Below are 15883 nucleotides of genomic sequence, written 5' to 3'. Positions count from 1 at the left end.
CGGTAGAAAAGCGGTACGGCGCCATGGCAGCAGAGGGTCGGACGTTCGGCATGTCAGATGAAGGCAGGACGCCGGCTGCACCCCATTTGACGGGCTGATTCGTTTGTAGCATTATGATAGGAACAGAGTAGGAAATGGGGGGAAGCCGATGACAGCCGATGAGATTGTCCGGATGATGGGGAAGCAGGGAATGCGGATTACCGACCAGCGCCGCACGCTGGCCGAGCTGTTCGCAGGCGCTGCAGGCTATTTGACTCCCAAGGATGTTTACGATTCCATGAACAAGACCTATCCGGGACTGAGCTTCGATACGGTCTACCGGAATCTGCGTCTGATGCACGAGATGGGCGTGCTTGAGCAGTTCGTGTTCGAAGACGGGATCAAATTCCGGCTGCACTGCCAGGAGAATCACCATCACCATCATGTCATCTGCCTCAACTGCGAGCGCACCTATCCGGTGGTCTACTGCCCGATGCAGGAGATTCCGGGCATGCCGGAGGGGTTCCAGGCGGTTAAGCATAAATTCGAGATCTTTGGCTATTGCAAGGACTGCAAGCAGGATGGATAGCCGGCGCGCCGGGTCAGCGGCCGGTCGCTCCAGTCTGAGGAAGCGCGCGGCCCAAGCCCCGATCCGCTTCTACCGCCGGTTCCTCTCTCCGCTGAAGCCTCCTACGTGCCGCTTCTACCCGACCTGCTCGCAATATGCGCTGGAGAGCATTGAAGTGCACGGCGTGCTCAAAGGCTTGTATTTGGCGGTCCGGCGGATTGTCAAATGCCATCCGTTTCATCCGGGAGGCATCGACTATGTTCCGCCGCGCCGGGACAAGCGCGTCACCGGTGATCCCGCGTGCGGATGCGGTCACGGGCATGATCTAAACGGTGCGGAGGGCAGGGAAAGCGAACCGGAGCGGGAGGAAACCGGAGACCCGGGCTCCTTCCCGGGAGGCGGTCACGTTTAGCGGAGCTGAATCCGGGGCATGCTGGTTCACAGACGGATCGGGCGGATGCAGGCGCAGACTTGACAGACGTTCGGTTCCGGTATATGTTGATCGTATACCAACATGTTCTATGAAGGGATGAGTACGCGGACAACCCATCGCAGAGAGCCGGGGGAAGCTGAGAACCGGTATGGAGAAGGCGCGGAAGATGGTCCTGGAGAGCTTGTCCTCGAGCCGATGCGGCAAGGGGATGACGTTCGTCCGGCGTTAACGGATAGTCGATCAGACTGCTGAGCCCCGTGCCCGCAAAGTGCCGGGGGAACCTGGGTGGTACCGCGTGAGCCATGCTCTCGTCCCAAGATGGACGGGGGCTTTTTGTATTTGGTTAGATTTAATCCCGGTCCGGCGTGAGACGTGCTTCAGCCGTCCGCCGTGCCCATAGGAGGAGACAGCTATGGACAAAAAAACATTCTACATCACAACCCCGATCTATTATCCGAGCGACAAGCTCCACATCGGCCATGCCTATTCGACAGTGACCGCGGATGCGATGGCCCGTTATAAGCGGCTGCGCGGCTACGACGTCATGTTCTTGACCGGAACGGACGAGCACGGCCAGAAAATTCAAGAGAAAGCCGAAGCCAAAGGCGTTCCGCCGCAGCAATTCGTCGACACGATCGTAGAGGGCATCCAAGCGCTCTGGAAGCGGCTTGATATCTCGTATGACGATTACATCCGCACAACCGAGCCGCGACATAAGGAAGCGGTGAGCCGTATCTTTCAGCAGCTGCTCGATCAAGGCGACATTTACCTCGGGGAGTACGAAGGCTGGTACTGTACGCCCTGCGAATCGTATATTCTGGAGCGGCAGCTCGTCGACGGGAATTGTCCGGACTGCGGACGGCCGGTGCACAAAGTCAAGGAGAAGAGCTACTTCTTCCGGATGAACAAATACGCGGACCGGCTGCTCAAGTATTACGAGGAGCATCCCGATTTCATCCAGCCGGAATCCCGCCGCAACGAAATGATCAACAACTTCATCAAGCCGGGGCTTGAGGACCTGGCCGTCTCCCGAAGCACGTTCGAATGGGGCATTCCGGTGCCCGGCGATCCGAAGCACGTCATCTACGTCTGGATCGACGCGCTGTCCAACTACATTACGGCGCTCGGCTACGGCTCGGAGGACGACAGTAAGTACCGCAAATATTGGCCGGCGGACGTGCATCTCATGAGCAAGGAGATCGTCCGCTTCCATACGATCTACTGGCCGATCATGCTGATGGCGCTCGGGGAGCCGCTGCCCAAGAAGATCTTCAGCCACGGCTGGCTGCTTATGAAGGACGGCAAAATGTCCAAATCCAAGGGCAACGTCGTCGACCCGCTTACGCTGATCGACCGCTACGGCCTCGACGCGCTCCGCTACTACCTGCTGCGCGAGGTACCGTTTGGCGCAGACGGTACCTTCACGCCGGAGAGCTTTACCCAGCGGGTCAACTCCGACCTGGCGAACGATCTGGGCAACCTGCTGAATCGGACGGTCGCGATGATCGACAAGTATTTCGGAGGCAAGGTCCCGGCCTTTACCGAGGATGGGGGGACAGCCTTCGACGCCGGGCTTCGGGAAGCCGCTGCGAACGCGGTAGCCAGAACGGAGCAGGCGATGGAGAAGATGGAATTCTCCATTGCGCTCGCCTCCATCTGGCAGCTCGTCAGCCGGACGAACAAATACATTGACGAGACCCAGCCGTGGGTGCTCGCCAAGGATGAGAACCGCAAGGGCGAACTCGCTTCGGCGATGTACCACCTGGCCGAGTCGCTGCGCATCATCTCCGTGCTCATCCAGCCGTTCCTCACCGAGACGCCGGCCCGCATCTGGCGGCAGCTCGGCATTGAGCAGGGCGAGCTCACGGCATGGGACAGCGCCTCGCGCTTCGGTCTTCTGCCGGAGGGTACGGAGCTCGTCAAGGGCGAGCCGCTGTTCCCCCGCCTCGACGTCGAGGCGGAGACGGCTTATATCGCGAGCCAGATGAGCGGGGGAACTCCGGCTGAGCCGGAGGAGGCTTCTGCGCCCGCACCGGCCGATGGCTCTGCAGCCGGCGGCAGCCAGCCGGGCACGGAGGCGGCTCCGGACGAGGAAGCCGCCCTTCCCGAAATCAGTATCGATGATTTCGCCAAGGTGGAGCTTCGCGTCGCCGAAGTGCTCTCTGCCGAGCCGGTCAAGAAGGCCGACAAGCTGCTTAAGCTGCAGCTGGATCTAGGGACCGAGCGCCGGCAGGTCGTCTCCGGCATTGCCAAGTATTACTCGCCTGAGGAGCTGGTCGGACGCAAGGTCATCTGCGTGACAAACCTCAAACCGGTCAAGCTGCGCGGCGAGCTGTCGCAGGGGATGATCCTTGCGGCATCCAAAGGCGACCAGCTGACGCTGGCCACGGTGCCGGCCGACATGCCGAACGGCGCCATTGTGAAGTAAGTCACGCCGGAACGTTCGCCGGCGAGCTCTTTACCTGGGAGCGGGCCTAGGTTGTTCTGAGCCAACGGAATTGCCGGAGTTTTCCAAGCCCACCCGTTCGTAATCCAAAACGATAAAAAAGCTGCCCTTCCGGAAAACCGGATCGGGCAGCTTTTTTGGCGTTGTCGCCGCGCGAAAATGGTCGCCGTGCCAGTGAGGGCTGCAGCAAGGCTACTTGAACGCCCGGATCAGCGCGAACCCGAGGTAGTCCTTATTAGCAGCCATCAGCTCGAGATTGCGAATGGCGGTGCCCATCACCTCGGGATCGAGGAAGATGCCGCTGTCCACAAGCTCGTGTTCGTCTGGCGGGGCTTCCCCTTCGATCCAATCCGAATGCCGGTCGAACTCGAGAATCTCCGCATGCGGGAAGCCGGCGGTCGTCATGGCGTCCAGCCATTCTTCGCGCTGGTACAACCGGGCCATGCCGAAAAAGTTGGTGAGCTCTTTCAGATTCTCGTCCGGAGTCGGCTTCGCCGCGACCAGCTCCCGTTCATACAGCATTCCGCCCGGCTTGAGCACGCGGCAGTATTCCGCAAGCGCCTGCTGGATATCGGCAAAGTTGGTGACCGATTCCACCAGTAGGACGTCAAAACTTCGGTCCTCGAACGGCAGCCGGCAGGCGTCCGCCTGCAAGAACAAGACGGAGGTTCCCATCGCCTCCGACCGTTTCCTCGCTTTGTCCAGCATGCCGGCGTGGAGGTCGACGGCCGTGACGGAATGGCCGCGGGCGGCCAGGTGACAGGCGGTCCTTCCCGTGCCGCATCCGACCTCGAGAATACGGGAACCGAGAGGGAGCGGATAGGCTTCGAGCTGCCGGATGGTCGCAGGGAAGCCGCCGGGATGGGCGCTGCCCGTCCCGAACTTGGCCAGCATATCGATGTATTTGATGGAAATCATCCCTTTCGAATGGCTTGCTGTCTGTTCTCTAACCTATGAACGCCGGAGCTGAAAGGATTGGGCGGATGGCGAAGAAGGGAATCGGGGCAATAGACCAATCAAGTGGGGTGAGCCCTGCGTATTCTAGTAACAGGTTATTGGAAAGGAGGACTTCAAATGAGCGCATGCGGAGGATTCGGCTTAGCCACTTCGACCGGGGTGATCCTGGTTCTGTTCATCCTGCTGGTCATCGTCCTGAGAACCTTCTGGATCTAACCAATACGACGGGACGATCCCGGGACGGTTCGCCGTCCCGTTTTTTTGTCGGCTGGCCGGATACTCCGGCAGCCAGGCTTGTCCCATTCGCGGTGACGTGCATCCAATAGGCCTTGTTTCGCAGCAAGCAGCCGGGCCAATCGAAACCTCCCGGACGCAAGCGCCGCTTGGCGTCCGGGAGGTCATGGTCTCAGCCAGGTTCTCCTTAGATGCAGAAGGTACAGGAAATGATAACCAGGAGGATGAAGAGGACCAGAATAACGCCCGTAGAAGTTCCGAGGCCGCCGAACCCTGCGCTCATGTGATCACCGCCTTTATTGAAAGAATGCCCGGCGAAAAAGGCTGCCTCCGCCGCATATTGGGAACGCGGACAGCAGCAGGCTTTGTCAGTGGAAAGCCGTGCCGGCAAACGGACAACGCCGGAGCCGGTCAACGGACCGGGTAAGCTTGCTGACAGTTAAGTTAGGATACTGCTTTCGTTAGATAAAGAATGAGCGGGTGATGATAACCAGCAGGATGAACAGGACAAGAATAGCTCCCGTGGAGGTGAAACCGAAACCACCGCAACCGCCGAAACCACCGTAACCACCATAACCACCGAAACCCATGAGCAGTCCCTCCTTTCTTGCCAGATCTGATACCATACTATGAGGCTGTGGTCGCCGGCGATTGGACATCTGCACAGATAGGGGAAGAAATAGGGGCTTTTTATCCGAAAGTAAATCGTAATTATTTCGAATAAACAATTGACAAAGGAAAGGATCGCGCCCTATAATCTAATTTGTAAATAGACAGGATTACGATTTACAGGAAACCGGAAGAACTGGCCCTCGTAACCAATTATCCGAGACATAGGTACAAGGGGAAAAGGAGCAGAACCAAATGGAACGTAATAGGAATTATGGAAAGCGAAGAAGGGGGAAGCTGCTGACGCTCTTGCTGGCGGCTGCCCTGGTCGCCGCGCTGTCGGGCTGCGGCAGCTCGAAGGGGGAGCTGGTCGAAGGGAAGGTCAATGTCATGACCAGCTTTTATCCGCTGTACGACTTTGCTACCAAAATCGGGGGGGAGCATGTCCATGTCATCAACCTGGTCCCAGCTGGCGTCGAGCCTCATGACTGGTCGCCCAAGAGCAAGGATATCCGGCAGATGAACGAAGCCGATCTCCTCGTCTATCAAGGCTCAGGTTTTGAAACGTGGGTCGACGACTACGCCAAGAGCCGTAAGAGCAATGCCAAATCCCGGCTTGTGGAAGCAAGCAAAGGCGTGACACTGATGGAGAATCACGAGGAGCACGAGGACGGGGATCATGCGGGGCACGATCACGGGAAGGAATCGGCGTACGATCCCCATATTTGGCTCAGTCCCGCCGGAGCGAAGCAGCTGGCTGCCAACATCAGGGACGGCCTGGCGGAAGCGGATCCGGCCCACAAGGCGGACTACGAGAAGAACTTCGCTATCTTCTCGGGGCAGCTGGACGACCTCGACCGCACGTACAGGGAGGCTCTCGCCAAGACGCAGAAGAAGGAGATCGTCGTCTCTCATGCCGCCTTCGGTTACCTGTGCCGGGATTACGGTCTGACGCAGAAGGCGATTATGGGGATCGCTCCTGACGCCGAGCCGACGGCCAAGGACATGAAGGAAATCAACCAGTTCGTCAAAGCGAACCAGGTCAAGTATATCTTCTTCGAGGAGCTGGTCTCCGACAAGCTCGCCAAGACGCTGGCCAAGGACGCCGGAATCGAGACGCTGGTTCTCAATCCTCTCGAAGGACTGACCAAGCAAGAAGTCAACAATGGAGACGACTACCTGTCGGTCATGAACAAGAATTTGCAAAATCTATTGAAAGCATTACAATAAGGGTATTCTTTAACGAACGAATCGGAATTGCCGACAAGAAGGAGCATGCTCTATGGCGCAGACGCAGCCAGCCAACAGCCAACCAACCTGCCACCGTCCCGTCGTCGAGCTGTCGGACGTCAGCTTTGCCTATGAGAACAAGTCGGTCATCGACAGGCTGACGTTTTGCATCCGTCAGCGCGACTTCGTCGGCATCGTCGGCTCGAACGGAGCCGGCAAGACGACACTCATGCGGATCATCGTGGGGCTGATCAAGCCAACCGCCGGCAAGGTCCGCTTGTTCGGCGAGCCGATGGACCAGTTCCGCGACTGGCACAAGATCGGGTACGTGCCGCAGAAGCAGTCGTTCAACCCTCTCTTTCCGGCGACCGTGAAGGAGGTTGTCCTGTCGGGCTTGTATGGGCGCAAGAGCATGTTCAAGCGGATGAGCCGGACGGATCAGCAGAAGTGCTTCGACGCACTTGACGTGCTCAACATTGCCGACCTGGCTGACCGGAGAATCGGCCAGCTGTCGGGTGGTCAGCAGCAGAGAGCGTTTCTCGCTCGTGCACTCGTGAACAACCCGGAGCTGCTCATCCTCGACGAGCCGACGGTGGGCATAGATGCCGAGACGCAGGAGAGCTTCTTTCACCTCATTCGGCATATGCATCACCACCACCCGATTACCTTCCTGATGGTATCGCACGATCTCGATATGATGATGGCGTATCTTGGACCGGAACCGGTTCAGGAGGCGGGCAAGATCCGCTTTTACGTCAAGCATTCTCATGTGCCGGAAGATTGCGGCGAGACGGGACTGACCCATGCGCTGTCCGATCTGAGGGAAGCGATACAGATACAGTAGGGAGAGGACTGCCTCGTGGATATATTTCTAGAATATTTCTTCCAACGTTCTCTCATCGGTGGAGTGCTCATCGGCATCACGGCTCCTCTGATGGGAATTTTCCTTGTTTTGCGCCGGTTGTCCATGATCGGGGATACGCTCTCCCATGTGACGATCGCCGGTGTCGCGCTCGGGTTTCTAATTGATGTCTATCCGCTGGCGATCGGTCTCCTCTTCGCTATCGCCGCCTCTTTCGCGATCGAGAAGCTCCGCAAGACGTACAAGACCTACGCCGAGCTCTCGATCGCTATCATAATGGCGGGCGGGATCGCCCTGGCGACCTTTTTGTTCTCGATGGGCCAGGGCTTCAGCGTCAACGTCACCAGCTACCTGTTCGGTAGCATCTATACGCTCGATACGACCGATCTCTGGCTTATTTTCGGCGTGACCGTTCTCGTGCTCTTATTCGTCATCCTTCATTTCAAAGAAATGTTCCTCATGGTCTTCGATGAAGAGGCGGCGGGCATCAGCGGGCTCCCCATCAAGTACTACAATATCGCCATGACGATTCTGACGTCGCTTGTTATTTGCGTTTCGATCAAGATTGTAGGGGCTTTGCTTGTCTCTTCTCTGCTGACCATTCCGGTAGCCGCCAGCCTGGCGCTGGCCCGCAGCTTCAAGCATTCGGTTATTCTTGCGGTTCTGTTCTCGGAGATTGCTGTCATCGCGGGTCTGATTACAGCGGGACTGTGGGATATGCCGCCGGGATCGACTGTCGTTCTGCTGCTGATCGTCCTATTGGCGGGGACGCTTCTCGGGAAGCGCCGCTTCAAAGTATAACGGAGGGGTCGCTATGAATTTGAACTTGGGTATCGCCTTCGCCGCGGGCATCGCTTCCTTCATCTCGCCCTGCTGCCTCCCGCTCTACCCTTCCTACCTGTCCTATCTGACGGGAATTTCGGTTAACCAGCTCAAAAGCGGGGGAGACGAAGAAAAGGAGATCCGGCTCCGGACACTCCTTCATTCTCTCTTTTTCGTACTCGGGTTTTCCGTCATTTTCTATGCGCTCGGGCTGAGCGCGGGTCTCGTCTCCGATCTGTTCCGCGACTATCAGGGACTGATCCGCCAGCTGGCGGCGCTGCTTATTTTTGTGATGGGCTTGTTTATGCTGGGGGTCTTCCAGCCGCAATGGCTCATGAGAGAGCGGAAGCTGCAGGTCAAATGGCGGCCCGCCGGCTATCTCGGCTCGCTGTTCATCGGCATGGGCTTCGCGGCCGGCTGGTCGCCCTGCATCGGGCCGATCCTGTCCGCCATCTTCGCCCTGTCGGCGTCCCAGCCGGGAACGTGGTTCTCGATGACGACGGCCTACTCGCTCGGATTCGCCCTTCCGTTCCTGCTGCTGGCGTTCTTCCTGGGCTCCACCAAATGGATTCTGCGCTATTCGAACGCCTTCATGAAGGTCGGCGGTGCCCTCATGGTTGTGCTCGCGGTACTGCTGTACACCGACCGGATGACCGCTATCACCATCTGGTTCAACCAGCAGACGCCGGACTGGCTGAAGTTCTAGGTAAAATAGTCGATGGTCGCCTGGGGAAACTGCTCGAAGATGCGTTCGGTTATAAACTCGCGCAGCGCCTGGGCCTGCTCGTCCGGATAGACGTATTTGCCCTGGCCCCAGCGTCCCCATTTGTATTTGCGTTTAGCTTCGTCCATCTCCAGTTTCGTCTTCGGATAGCGCTGGAGAATGACGTTTTTGGCCGTCTTGGTGAATCGGTGCTGGATCAGTTCAAACGTCAGCTCGGGAAGCGCTTCGTCCGGAAGCGCTTCTTTCAGTTTCACGAGCAGCTCGCGGTAGCCGTCCTCCCAGCCTTCGTGCCAGACGATCGGAGCGATGAGGAAGCCAAGCGGGTATCCCGCCCGCGCGATCTTGCCTGCCGCTTCGATCCGTTCGGCGAACGAGGAAGTGCCCGGCTCGAAATGCTTGATCACGTAGGCGGCATTGACGCTGAATCGCACGCGCGTATGGCCGTTGTGCCTCAGGCCGAGAAGCGGCTCGACATGGTGAAACTTGCTGACAAAGCGCAGCCTGCCGTATTCCTCGTCCGCCATGAACGTTATGAGCTCGGCGAGAGAACCGCTAATGTGCTCAAGGCCCAGCGGGTCCGAGGTGCACGCCGCCTCAAAGCGCGTCAGCTCCGGGGCGCGTTCGTCGATATACGTCTTCGCCTGCTTTAGAATCTCGTCCATGTTCACGTAGACGCGCAGGTACGGCTTGGCGCCAAGCGTCGTCTGCAAATAACAGTAATGGCAGTGGGCCATGCAGCCGGTCGCGATCGGAATCGCATATTCGGCCGACGGCTTGGATTGATCGAATTTAAGCGTCTTGCGAACACCGACGACAAGCGTTCGCTTGGCGATCCGGTACTTCTCCAGATCCGAATCGCCGGGCAGGTTCGTGATTCGGTTATGCGAGGTCGTCATATGAATCGGCAGGCCCTGGCCTTTGGCCCATTCGAGAATGCGTTGTCCCTTCGGATATTCCAAGGCGCCCGGTTCAAAATAGACGAGCTCGGGCACGAAGAGAGCGGTCTGGCGGGGCGGCCGGGCCATGGTGGAAGTAGTCATGCGGGAGCGCTCCTCCTTATGGACGGGAATGTGGAATAAAGGTAGTGTTCGCCGAGTTAGGGCGGGCCACACATGGGAATAATGGTCGGTGGGGAGTGGGCCGGCGACGCAGGAGAGGAGCCTGTCCGAGGGGCGGCGAGCTTGCACTTGCTGACGATAATGGTTTATCATACATAGAGTATCCAAGAACGGGTGGCATGTCGGTTGGTTTGGATTAGGAGGGGTTTTTCGGATGGCTACGCCTAGTATGGAAGATTATTTGGAACGGATTTACAAGCTCATCGATGAAAAAGGCTATGCGCGGGTATCCGATATCGCCGAAGGGTTGGCGGTACATCCTTCATCTGTGACGAAGATGATCCAGAAGCTGGACAAGGACAATTACCTTGTCTATGAAAAATACAGAGGTCTCATCCTGACGCCGAAGGGCAAGAAGATGGGCAAGCGGCTCGTGGACCGGCACGCTCTTCTCGAGGAGTTTCTGACCGTCATCGGAGTCCAGGAGGAGAATATATATACGGACGTGGAGGGGATCGAGCATCACCTGAGCTGGGATTCGATCACTTGCCTGGAGACGCTCGTCGAATATTTTCACCGGTATCCGGAAGCTTCCGAGAAGCTCAAAGCGATCCGAAGCGAACTGGAACGGGATTAGGACAAAAGAGAGAATGGAACACACAAAAAGCCGCCAATGGGCGGCTTTTTGCATGGAACCCAAAGAGTGCGGATCCCGATAGATGGTCAAAGCTGCGAAACAAAGGGAGATGAGGAGACCGACAGACGGCGAACTTCTACAAAAAAGAAGAGGGCCCTATGGGTCCTCTTCTTGCTTTTAATGATACCGGGGCCGATTCTCGTCCTGATCGTCCTGGTCCCGTTTGTTGCCCTGGATGACGCGAAACGGAGGATGCTTGCGGCCGGCCTGTTTGCGTCCTCCGGCCGGAGGACGGGCGGCCCCGCCTCGTCTCCAACGGTCGGGCGGGAATTTGTACAGCAGGAACACAAGGCCGAAGATCAGAACCGGTATAATCATATCCATCGTATTTAAATACAGATTGCGCAGTACGCCGATCAGGAACAATCCACCGATCACGAGCGCCATGGGCGGCCAGCGTCGCTTCATTAAATTGCTCCTCCTTCTCAGGATGCTTTGGGGACCGGCGCGAGCAGCTCCGCATCGAGCTCCCTCATGCGATTGAAGGAGGCGATGGAAACCTCGACCTGATCGTCCGTGGGCTGCTTCGTGGTCAGCAGCTGGAGCCACAGCCCCGGATAGCCGAGGTACCGGAGCACCGGCACGTCGCGGAGCGAGTTCGTCCAGCGCAGCACCTCGTAGGAGATGCCGATGACGACAGGGAGAAGCAGAATCCGCTGATAGAGCCGTTCCCACAAATTGTCATAGGGAACGAACGAGTAGACGATGACGCCGACGATCACAGTAAAAATAATGAAGCTGCTGCCGCACCGGTAATGCAGCGTGCTGAACTTCTGCACGTTGCGGACCGTCAGCTCGAGGCCCGCTTCGTAGGCGCTGATCACCTTGTGCTCGGCGCCGTGATATTGGAACAGGCGCTTCATCATGGGGGTCAGCGAGATAAAGTAAATATATGCGACGAGCAGAACGATCTTGATGATTCCTTCTATTAAATTGTGCAGCACCCGGTTCTCGAAGATGCCGCCGAGCAGCACCTGCTCGAGAAAGGCGGGGACAAGCGTAAAGATGAGCTTGCCGAAAATGAAAGATAGGATGCCGATGACCGCAACGCCCAGCATCATGGACATCTTGCCGAGGAGGCCCGGCTCTTCCTTTTCCTTGACCGGCTTCGCCTGCCCTTCGGAAGGCTTGCTCCCGGTTTCCTCCTCCTCATCCTCCGCGAACATCTCGGCGGAGAAGTTGAGGTGGCGCGTGCCGTAGGCGCTCGATTCTAGTATGCCGACGAGGCCGCGCAGGAAGGGGATCTTCTTCAGCTTCTGAACCCATGCCTTCTCCTCCTTGGGCACCTCGAGGAAAGCTATCTCGTTGTCCTTGCGGCGGACGGCGGTGACATGCACCTTGCGCCCCGCGAACATGACGCCCTCGATGACCGCCTGACCGCCGTAAATATTCAAATTGGGTTGAGACAAATTCATTCACCTTCTCGAACGTGATTTCTTCTCACCTATTGTAACGAATTCCGCCAGGGATTGCCACCGGAAAGAACGGAAGGCGCGACCGCCGCGGAACGGGCGCGAAAGCCCGGCAGTGGGGCCTCTGCAGGAGAAAAAGGATTCTCAAACAACCGGCACCTGTGGTAAAATAGCTTAGTCAAAAATGAGGACGAGAAAGGGCCGGTGAGAAGCGGATGTACAATGTATTGGTGCTGCACGGTCCGAACCTGAACATGCTGGGAATCCGGGAGCCGGGCGTATACGGAAACGAATCGCTCACCGCCATTACGACGAACCTGGAGAAGACAGCCGTCGGGTTGTCGATTGGGCTTGAATCGTTTCAGTCCAATCACGAGGGCGCGCTGATCGACAAGATTCACGAGGCTTACGGAACGAAGGACGGTATTTTGATCAATCCCGGCGCCTTCACTCATTACAGCTATGCGATTCGGGACGCTCTTGCCGCCGTTCAGCTCCCGGCCGTGGAAGTCCATTTGTCCAATATTCACAAGAGGGAAGAGTTCCGCCATCGTTCGGTGACGGCTCCGGTCGTGATCGGGCAGATCGCTGGCTTCGGAGCCTACGGCTATGAGCTGGGACTCCTTGCCCTGCACCGCCATTTCAGGAAAGCAGGTGACCATTCATGACTCAGGCAAGAGTAGCGAAGCTGCGGCAGTCGCTCGCAGAGCTTGGACTGGAAGCAATCGTGCTGACCAACTCGCATAATCGGCGTTACATAACCGGCTTTACCGGGTCCTCCGGCTATGTATTGGTAACCGCGGACCGCGCGTTCCTGCTTACCGACTTCCGGTATATGACCCAGGCGGCCGAGCAGGCGGCCGGCTTCGAGATTGTAGAGCATAACGCGAAGGTCATGCTGACCGTACGTGAGCTATTGTCCGATCTCGGCATCTCCCGAGTCGGCTTCGAGCAGAACGATGTGACCTTCGGCACCTACGTCGCGTACAAATCGGACCTCGGAAGCATCGAGCTGGTGCCTACCGAGCAGGTGGTCGAGCGTCTGAGAATGTACAAGGACGCGGAGGAGCTGCGCATCATGCGGGAGGCGGCCAAGCTCGCGGACGATACGTTCGCCTACATCTTGACGAAGCTGAAGCCAGGCGTCTCGGAGCGGGCGATCGCCCTCGAGATGGAGATGTATATGCGCAGCCACGGGGCGACGTCGTCCTCCTTCGATACGATCGTCGCCTCCGGCGAGAGATCGGCGCTGCCGCACGGCGTCGCCAGCGACCGTTTGCTGGGAAGCAACGAATATGTTAAGCTCGACTTTGGAGCCTATTACCAGGGCTATTGCTCGGATTTGACGAGAACGGTCTGTCTGGGAGAGCCCACGGACAAGCATAAGGACATCTATAAGATCGTGCTGGAAGCCCAGATGAACGTGCTTGAGAACCTGAAGCCGGGAATGACGGGCCGCGAAGGCGACGCTCTGGCGCGGGACATTATCCGCAAGTACGGCTACGGAGACCATTTCGGGCATGGAACGGGACACAGCTTGGGGATGCAGGTGCATGAAGCGCCTCGGCTGTCTCCTTCGTGCGACACCGTGCTCGAGCCGGGGATGACGATGACGGTCGAACCCGGGATTTATCTGCCGGGCTTCGGAGGCGTCCGGATCGAGGACGACGTTGTACTGACCGAGTCGGGCAACGAACGCCTCACCTTCGCCACCAAGGAATTTTTGGTGCTCGGCTGATCCGGCCGGCTCCGCAAACCAAGACAGCTTTCCACACCCAAGGAGGAATCACAAGTGATTTCAGTTAACGATTTTCGTACAGGTTTGACCATTGAAGTGGATGGAGACCTGTTCTCCGTCATCGAGTTCCAGCACGTGAAGCCGGGCAAGGGCGCAGCCTTCGTCCGCTCCAAGCTGAAGAACATGCGCAACGGCAACATCAATGAAAAGACGTTCCGCGCCGGCGAGACGGTCGTAAGAGCGCATATCGAGAACCGCGAGACGCAGTACCTGTATTCCGCGGGCACCGAGCATACGTTCATGGATACGGAAACCTACGACCAGTTCACGCTGCCGTCGTCGCAGCTGGAGTGGGAGCTCAAGTTCCTCAAGGAAAACATGAACGTGCATATCATCAGCTACCAGGGCGAGATTCTCGGCATCAACCTGCCGAACAGCGTCGAGCTCAAGGTAACCGAAACCGAACCGGGCATCAAAGGCAACACGGCGACTGGCGCTACCAAGAACGCCACGCTGGAAACCGGCCTGACCGTGCAGGTGCCGCTCTTCATCAACGAAGGCGACGTGCTGCTCATCGACACCCGCGAAGGCAAGTACATCTCCCGCGCATAACTTGACGCAGATGCTTCACGAAACGACAGCCCTTCCGCTGCAGGCGGGAGGGCTGTTTGGTATGCGACCGGGCGAGAGACGGACCTGGTCAGCCGCATCCGGGAGCAGGGATTCCAGAAGGATAGGCAGTAGACCGGAGAGAGGCGGCAACGCTGTACAATGTCAAAGTCTGTCGTCCACAATTCCCGGAACATGTGCTATAATTAGGAACTGTTAAAAGCATGGGTGGGAGTGAAGCAGCTTGGCACTTATCGTTATGAAATTTGGGGGAAGCTCCGTCGGCGACGCCGAACGCATGAAGCGCGTCGCGGGACGGATCGCAGCGAGACAAGAAGAAGGACATAGCTGCGTGGTTGTCGTCTCGGCGATGGGAGATACGACGGACGATCTGATCGATCTGTCCAAACAACTTTATGACGGCCAGCCGCCGGCACGCGAGATGGACATGCTGCTGTCGACGGGCGAGCAGGTATCCATTGCGCTGCTGTCCATGGCCATTCAGAATCTCGGCAAGCAGGCGGTCTCCTTCACGGGCTGGCAGGCAGGCATGATGACCGAAGCGGTGCACGGCAAGGCACGCATTACCGACATCCAGCCGTCTCGCGTGCTGCAGGCGGTCGAGGAAGGCAAGATCGTCATCGTGGCGGGCTTCCAGGGCATGACGGAGGACGGCCAGATCACCACGCTTGGACGCGGCGGCTCCGATACGACGGCGGTAGCGCTGGCGGCGGCGATCAACGCCGATTTATGCGAGATCTATACGGACGTGGACGGCGTTTATTCGACCGATCCCCGCGTCGTCAAGGTCGCGCGCAAGCTAAAGGAAATTTCTTACGACGAGATGCTCGAGCTGGCCCACCTCGGGGCGGCGGTGCTGCACCCGCGCGCGGTCGAATACGCCAAGCATAACCAGGTGCCGCTCGTCGTGCGGTCGAGCTTTACCAATCATGAAGGTACATATGTGAAGGAGGAAGCGGTCATGGAACAAGGGGTTGTCGTACGGGGCATTGCCTTTGACAAAAATGTGTCCCGAATCAGCATTCTCGGAGTTCCGGAGAAGGTGGGGCAGCTGGCTAAGGTGTTCAACGCCCTGGCAGCCGAGCAAATCGACGTGGATATTATCGTCCAGAGCGGGGTAACGAGCGGACTGGCCGACTTCTCGTTCAGCGTCTCCTCGAACGACTGCGACAAGGCGATGACGGTCATCGACCGGCTGAAGCCGGAGATGGGCTACCGCGAAGCGATCCCGGAGGGCAACCTCGTCAAGGTTTCCGTTGTCGGAGCGGGCATGGTCAGCAATCCGGGTGTGGCCGCTAAGATGTTCGACTCCATCTCGTCGCTCGGCGTCAGCATCAACATGGTCAGCACGTCCGAGATCAAGGTATCGTGCGTCATCGAAGGCTCCCGTCTGAACGATGTGGTGCAGGCGCTCCATACTGCGTACGGCCTGGATACGCAGGAGCAGGCGTTCGTCGGAGGCCCGTCCGAACGACGCTAACCGT

17 protein-coding genes and 1 pseudogene are annotated in these 15883 nt (G+C 58.0%); 13 read left to right on the top strand and 5 right to left on the bottom strand.

The features are described from left to right. Nucleotides 1-148: 148 nt before the first annotated feature. The 3 genes and pseudogenes from KJS47_RS04500 to metG all read left to right on the top strand — a co-directional run bounded on the left by KJS47_RS04500 (nucleotide 149) and on the right by metG (nucleotide 3408). Complete coding sequence (locus KJS47_RS04500) at nucleotides 149-568, top strand: Fur family transcriptional regulator (RefSeq protein ID WP_213523149.1); 420 nt, start codon at nucleotides 149-151, stop codon at nucleotides 566-568. Then, nucleotides 561-827 (top strand): annotated as a pseudogene (gene yidD, locus KJS47_RS04495) (membrane protein insertion efficiency factor YidD); the annotation flags it as partial. The gene KJS47_RS04500 and the pseudogene yidD, both read left to right, overlap by 8 nt. 565 nt (nucleotides 828-1392) lie before the next feature. Beyond that, nucleotides 1393-3408 carry a methionine--tRNA ligase gene (gene metG, locus KJS47_RS04490; RefSeq protein WP_213523145.1) on the top strand — a complete coding sequence of 672 codons (2016 nt, stop codon included), beginning with the start codon at nucleotides 1393-1395 and terminating at the stop codon, nucleotides 3406-3408. A 210-nt stretch (nucleotides 3409-3618) separates the two neighbouring features. Here metG and KJS47_RS04485 read toward each other — a convergent pair whose 3' ends face one another. Beyond that, nucleotides 3619-4344 carry a class I SAM-dependent methyltransferase gene (locus tag KJS47_RS04485; protein WP_249716104.1) on the bottom strand — a complete coding sequence of 242 codons (726 nt, stop codon included), beginning with the start codon at nucleotides 4342-4344 and terminating at the stop codon, nucleotides 3619-3621. Between the two features lie 156 nt (nucleotides 4345-4500). On the opposite strand from KJS47_RS04485, the gene KJS47_RS04480 reads away from it, so the two are divergent. Next, entirely contained in the window at nucleotides 4501-4599 is a 99-nt protein-coding gene (locus KJS47_RS04480; protein WP_213523143.1) for a YjcZ family sporulation protein, read from the top strand. A 479-nt stretch (nucleotides 4600-5078) separates the two neighbouring features. Here KJS47_RS04480 and KJS47_RS04475 read toward each other — a convergent pair whose 3' ends face one another. Continuing rightward, the gene (locus KJS47_RS04475) at nucleotides 5079-5207 is read right to left on the bottom strand and encodes a YjcZ family sporulation protein (protein WP_213523141.1); all 129 of its coding nucleotides are present in this window, start codon (nucleotides 5205-5207) and stop codon (nucleotides 5079-5081) included. 274 nt (nucleotides 5208-5481) lie between these two features. Here KJS47_RS04475 and KJS47_RS04470 point away from each other — a divergent pair, with 274 nt between their 5' ends. Genes KJS47_RS04470 through KJS47_RS04455 form a run of 4 tightly spaced genes read left to right on the top strand, consistent with a single transcriptional unit; the run spans nucleotide 5482 to nucleotide 8846 of the window. Further along, nucleotides 5482-6456, top strand: coding sequence for a metal ABC transporter substrate-binding protein (locus KJS47_RS04470; protein ID WP_213523139.1), 975 nt, complete (start codon nucleotides 5482-5484; stop codon nucleotides 6454-6456). Nucleotides 6457-6508: 52 nt separating this feature from the next. Then, entirely contained in the window at nucleotides 6509-7300 is a 792-nt protein-coding gene (locus KJS47_RS04465) for a metal ABC transporter ATP-binding protein (protein WP_213523137.1), read from the top strand. Nucleotides 7301-7315: 15 nt separating this feature from the next. Then, nucleotides 7316-8119 carry a metal ABC transporter permease gene (locus KJS47_RS04460; protein ID WP_213523135.1) on the top strand — a complete coding sequence of 268 codons (804 nt, stop codon included), beginning with the start codon at nucleotides 7316-7318 and terminating at the stop codon, nucleotides 8117-8119. A 13-nt stretch (nucleotides 8120-8132) separates the two neighbouring features. Then, complete coding sequence (locus KJS47_RS04455) at nucleotides 8133-8846, top strand: cytochrome c biogenesis CcdA family protein (protein WP_213523133.1); 714 nt, start codon at nucleotides 8133-8135, stop codon at nucleotides 8844-8846. On the opposite strand, the gene splB is transcribed toward KJS47_RS04455, so the two are convergent. Next, nucleotides 8843-9904, bottom strand: a complete 1062-nt coding sequence (gene splB, locus KJS47_RS04450; protein WP_213523131.1) for a spore photoproduct lyase — start codon at nucleotides 9902-9904, stop codon at nucleotides 8843-8845. The two genes, KJS47_RS04455 and splB, sit on opposite strands and share 4 nt — an antisense overlap. A gap of 232 nt (nucleotides 9905-10136) precedes the next feature. Between splB and mntR the strand changes: the two genes are divergently transcribed. Continuing rightward, nucleotides 10137-10559, top strand: coding sequence for a transcriptional regulator MntR (mntR, locus tag KJS47_RS04445; protein WP_213523129.1), 423 nt, complete (start codon nucleotides 10137-10139; stop codon nucleotides 10557-10559). A gap of 177 nt (nucleotides 10560-10736) precedes the next feature. Here mntR and KJS47_RS04440 read toward each other — a convergent pair whose 3' ends face one another. Both KJS47_RS04440 and KJS47_RS04435 read right to left on the bottom strand, forming a co-directional pair. Further along, nucleotides 10737-11027 (bottom strand): hypothetical protein, encoded by a 291-nt coding sequence (locus KJS47_RS04440; RefSeq protein ID WP_249716100.1) that lies wholly within the window; start codon nucleotides 11025-11027, stop codon nucleotides 10737-10739. A 17-nt stretch (nucleotides 11028-11044) separates the two neighbouring features. Then, nucleotides 11045-11974 carry a DUF1385 domain-containing protein gene (locus KJS47_RS04435; RefSeq protein ID WP_374707016.1) on the bottom strand — a complete coding sequence of 310 codons (930 nt, stop codon included), beginning with the start codon at nucleotides 11972-11974 and terminating at the stop codon, nucleotides 11045-11047. Nucleotides 11975-12246: 272 nt separating this feature from the next. Between KJS47_RS04435 and aroQ the strand changes: the two genes are divergently transcribed. The 4 genes from aroQ (at nucleotide 12247) to KJS47_RS04415 (ending at nucleotide 15879) form a co-directional block, all read left to right on the top strand. Beyond that, on the top strand, nucleotides 12247-12699 hold the full coding sequence (gene aroQ / locus KJS47_RS04430) for a type II 3-dehydroquinate dehydratase (RefSeq protein WP_213523125.1): 453 nt from the start codon (nucleotides 12247-12249) through the stop codon (nucleotides 12697-12699). Further along, nucleotides 12696-13769 (top strand): M24 family metallopeptidase, encoded by a 1074-nt coding sequence (locus KJS47_RS04425; protein WP_213523123.1) that lies wholly within the window; start codon nucleotides 12696-12698, stop codon nucleotides 13767-13769. The genes aroQ and KJS47_RS04425 overlap by 4 nt, the downstream gene beginning before the upstream one ends. Before the next feature lie 54 nt (nucleotides 13770-13823). Next, the gene (gene efp / locus KJS47_RS04420; protein ID WP_213523121.1) at nucleotides 13824-14381 is read left to right on the top strand and encodes an elongation factor P; all 558 of its coding nucleotides are present in this window, start codon (nucleotides 13824-13826) and stop codon (nucleotides 14379-14381) included. Nucleotides 14382-14622: 241 nt separating this feature from the next. Further along, nucleotides 14623-15879 (top strand): aspartate kinase, encoded by a 1257-nt coding sequence (locus tag KJS47_RS04415; RefSeq protein ID WP_213523119.1) that lies wholly within the window; start codon nucleotides 14623-14625, stop codon nucleotides 15877-15879. Nucleotides 15880-15883: the final 4 nt, after the last annotated feature.

Source organism: Paenibacillus sp. J31TS4, assembly GCF_018403265.1.
In the GTDB taxonomy this organism is placed as follows: domain Bacteria; phylum Bacillota; class Bacilli; order Paenibacillales; family NBRC-103111; genus J31TS4.
This window is presented reverse-complemented; position numbering and strand designations above follow the sequence as displayed.

Excerpts from the sequence above, each read along its gene's own strand:
- KJS47_RS04500 (WP_213523149.1), top strand. The coding sequence starts at position 149 with ATGACAGCCGATGAGATTGTCCGGATGATGGGGAAGCAGGGAATGCGG.
- metG (WP_213523145.1), top strand. The coding sequence starts at position 1,393 with ATGGACAAAAAAACATTCTACATCACAACCCCGATCTATTATCCGAGC.
- KJS47_RS04485 (WP_249716104.1), bottom strand. The coding sequence starts at position 4,344 with ATGATTTCCATCAAATACATCGATATGCTGGCCAAGTTCGGGACGGGC.
- KJS47_RS04480 (WP_213523143.1), top strand. The coding sequence starts at position 4,501 with ATGAGCGCATGCGGAGGATTCGGCTTAGCCACTTCGACCGGGGTGATC.
- KJS47_RS04475 (WP_213523141.1), bottom strand. The coding sequence starts at position 5,207 with ATGGGTTTCGGTGGTTATGGTGGTTACGGTGGTTTCGGCGGTTGCGGT.
- KJS47_RS04470 (WP_213523139.1), top strand. The coding sequence starts at position 5,482 with ATGGAACGTAATAGGAATTATGGAAAGCGAAGAAGGGGGAAGCTGCTG.
- KJS47_RS04465 (WP_213523137.1), top strand. The coding sequence starts at position 6,509 with ATGGCGCAGACGCAGCCAGCCAACAGCCAACCAACCTGCCACCGTCCC.
- KJS47_RS04455 (WP_213523133.1), top strand. The coding sequence starts at position 8,133 with ATGAATTTGAACTTGGGTATCGCCTTCGCCGCGGGCATCGCTTCCTTC.
- splB (WP_213523131.1), bottom strand. The coding sequence starts at position 9,904 with ATGACTACTTCCACCATGGCCCGGCCGCCCCGCCAGACCGCTCTCTTC.
- mntR (WP_213523129.1), top strand. The coding sequence starts at position 10,137 with ATGGCTACGCCTAGTATGGAAGATTATTTGGAACGGATTTACAAGCTC.
- KJS47_RS04440 (WP_249716100.1), bottom strand. The coding sequence starts at position 11,027 with ATGAAGCGACGCTGGCCGCCCATGGCGCTCGTGATCGGTGGATTGTTC.
- KJS47_RS04435 (WP_374707016.1), bottom strand. The coding sequence starts at position 11,974 with ATGTTCGCGGGGCGCAAGGTGCATGTCACCGCCGTCCGCCGCAAGGAC.
- aroQ (WP_213523125.1), top strand. The coding sequence starts at position 12,247 with ATGTACAATGTATTGGTGCTGCACGGTCCGAACCTGAACATGCTGGGA.
- KJS47_RS04425 (WP_213523123.1), top strand. The coding sequence starts at position 12,696 with ATGACTCAGGCAAGAGTAGCGAAGCTGCGGCAGTCGCTCGCAGAGCTT.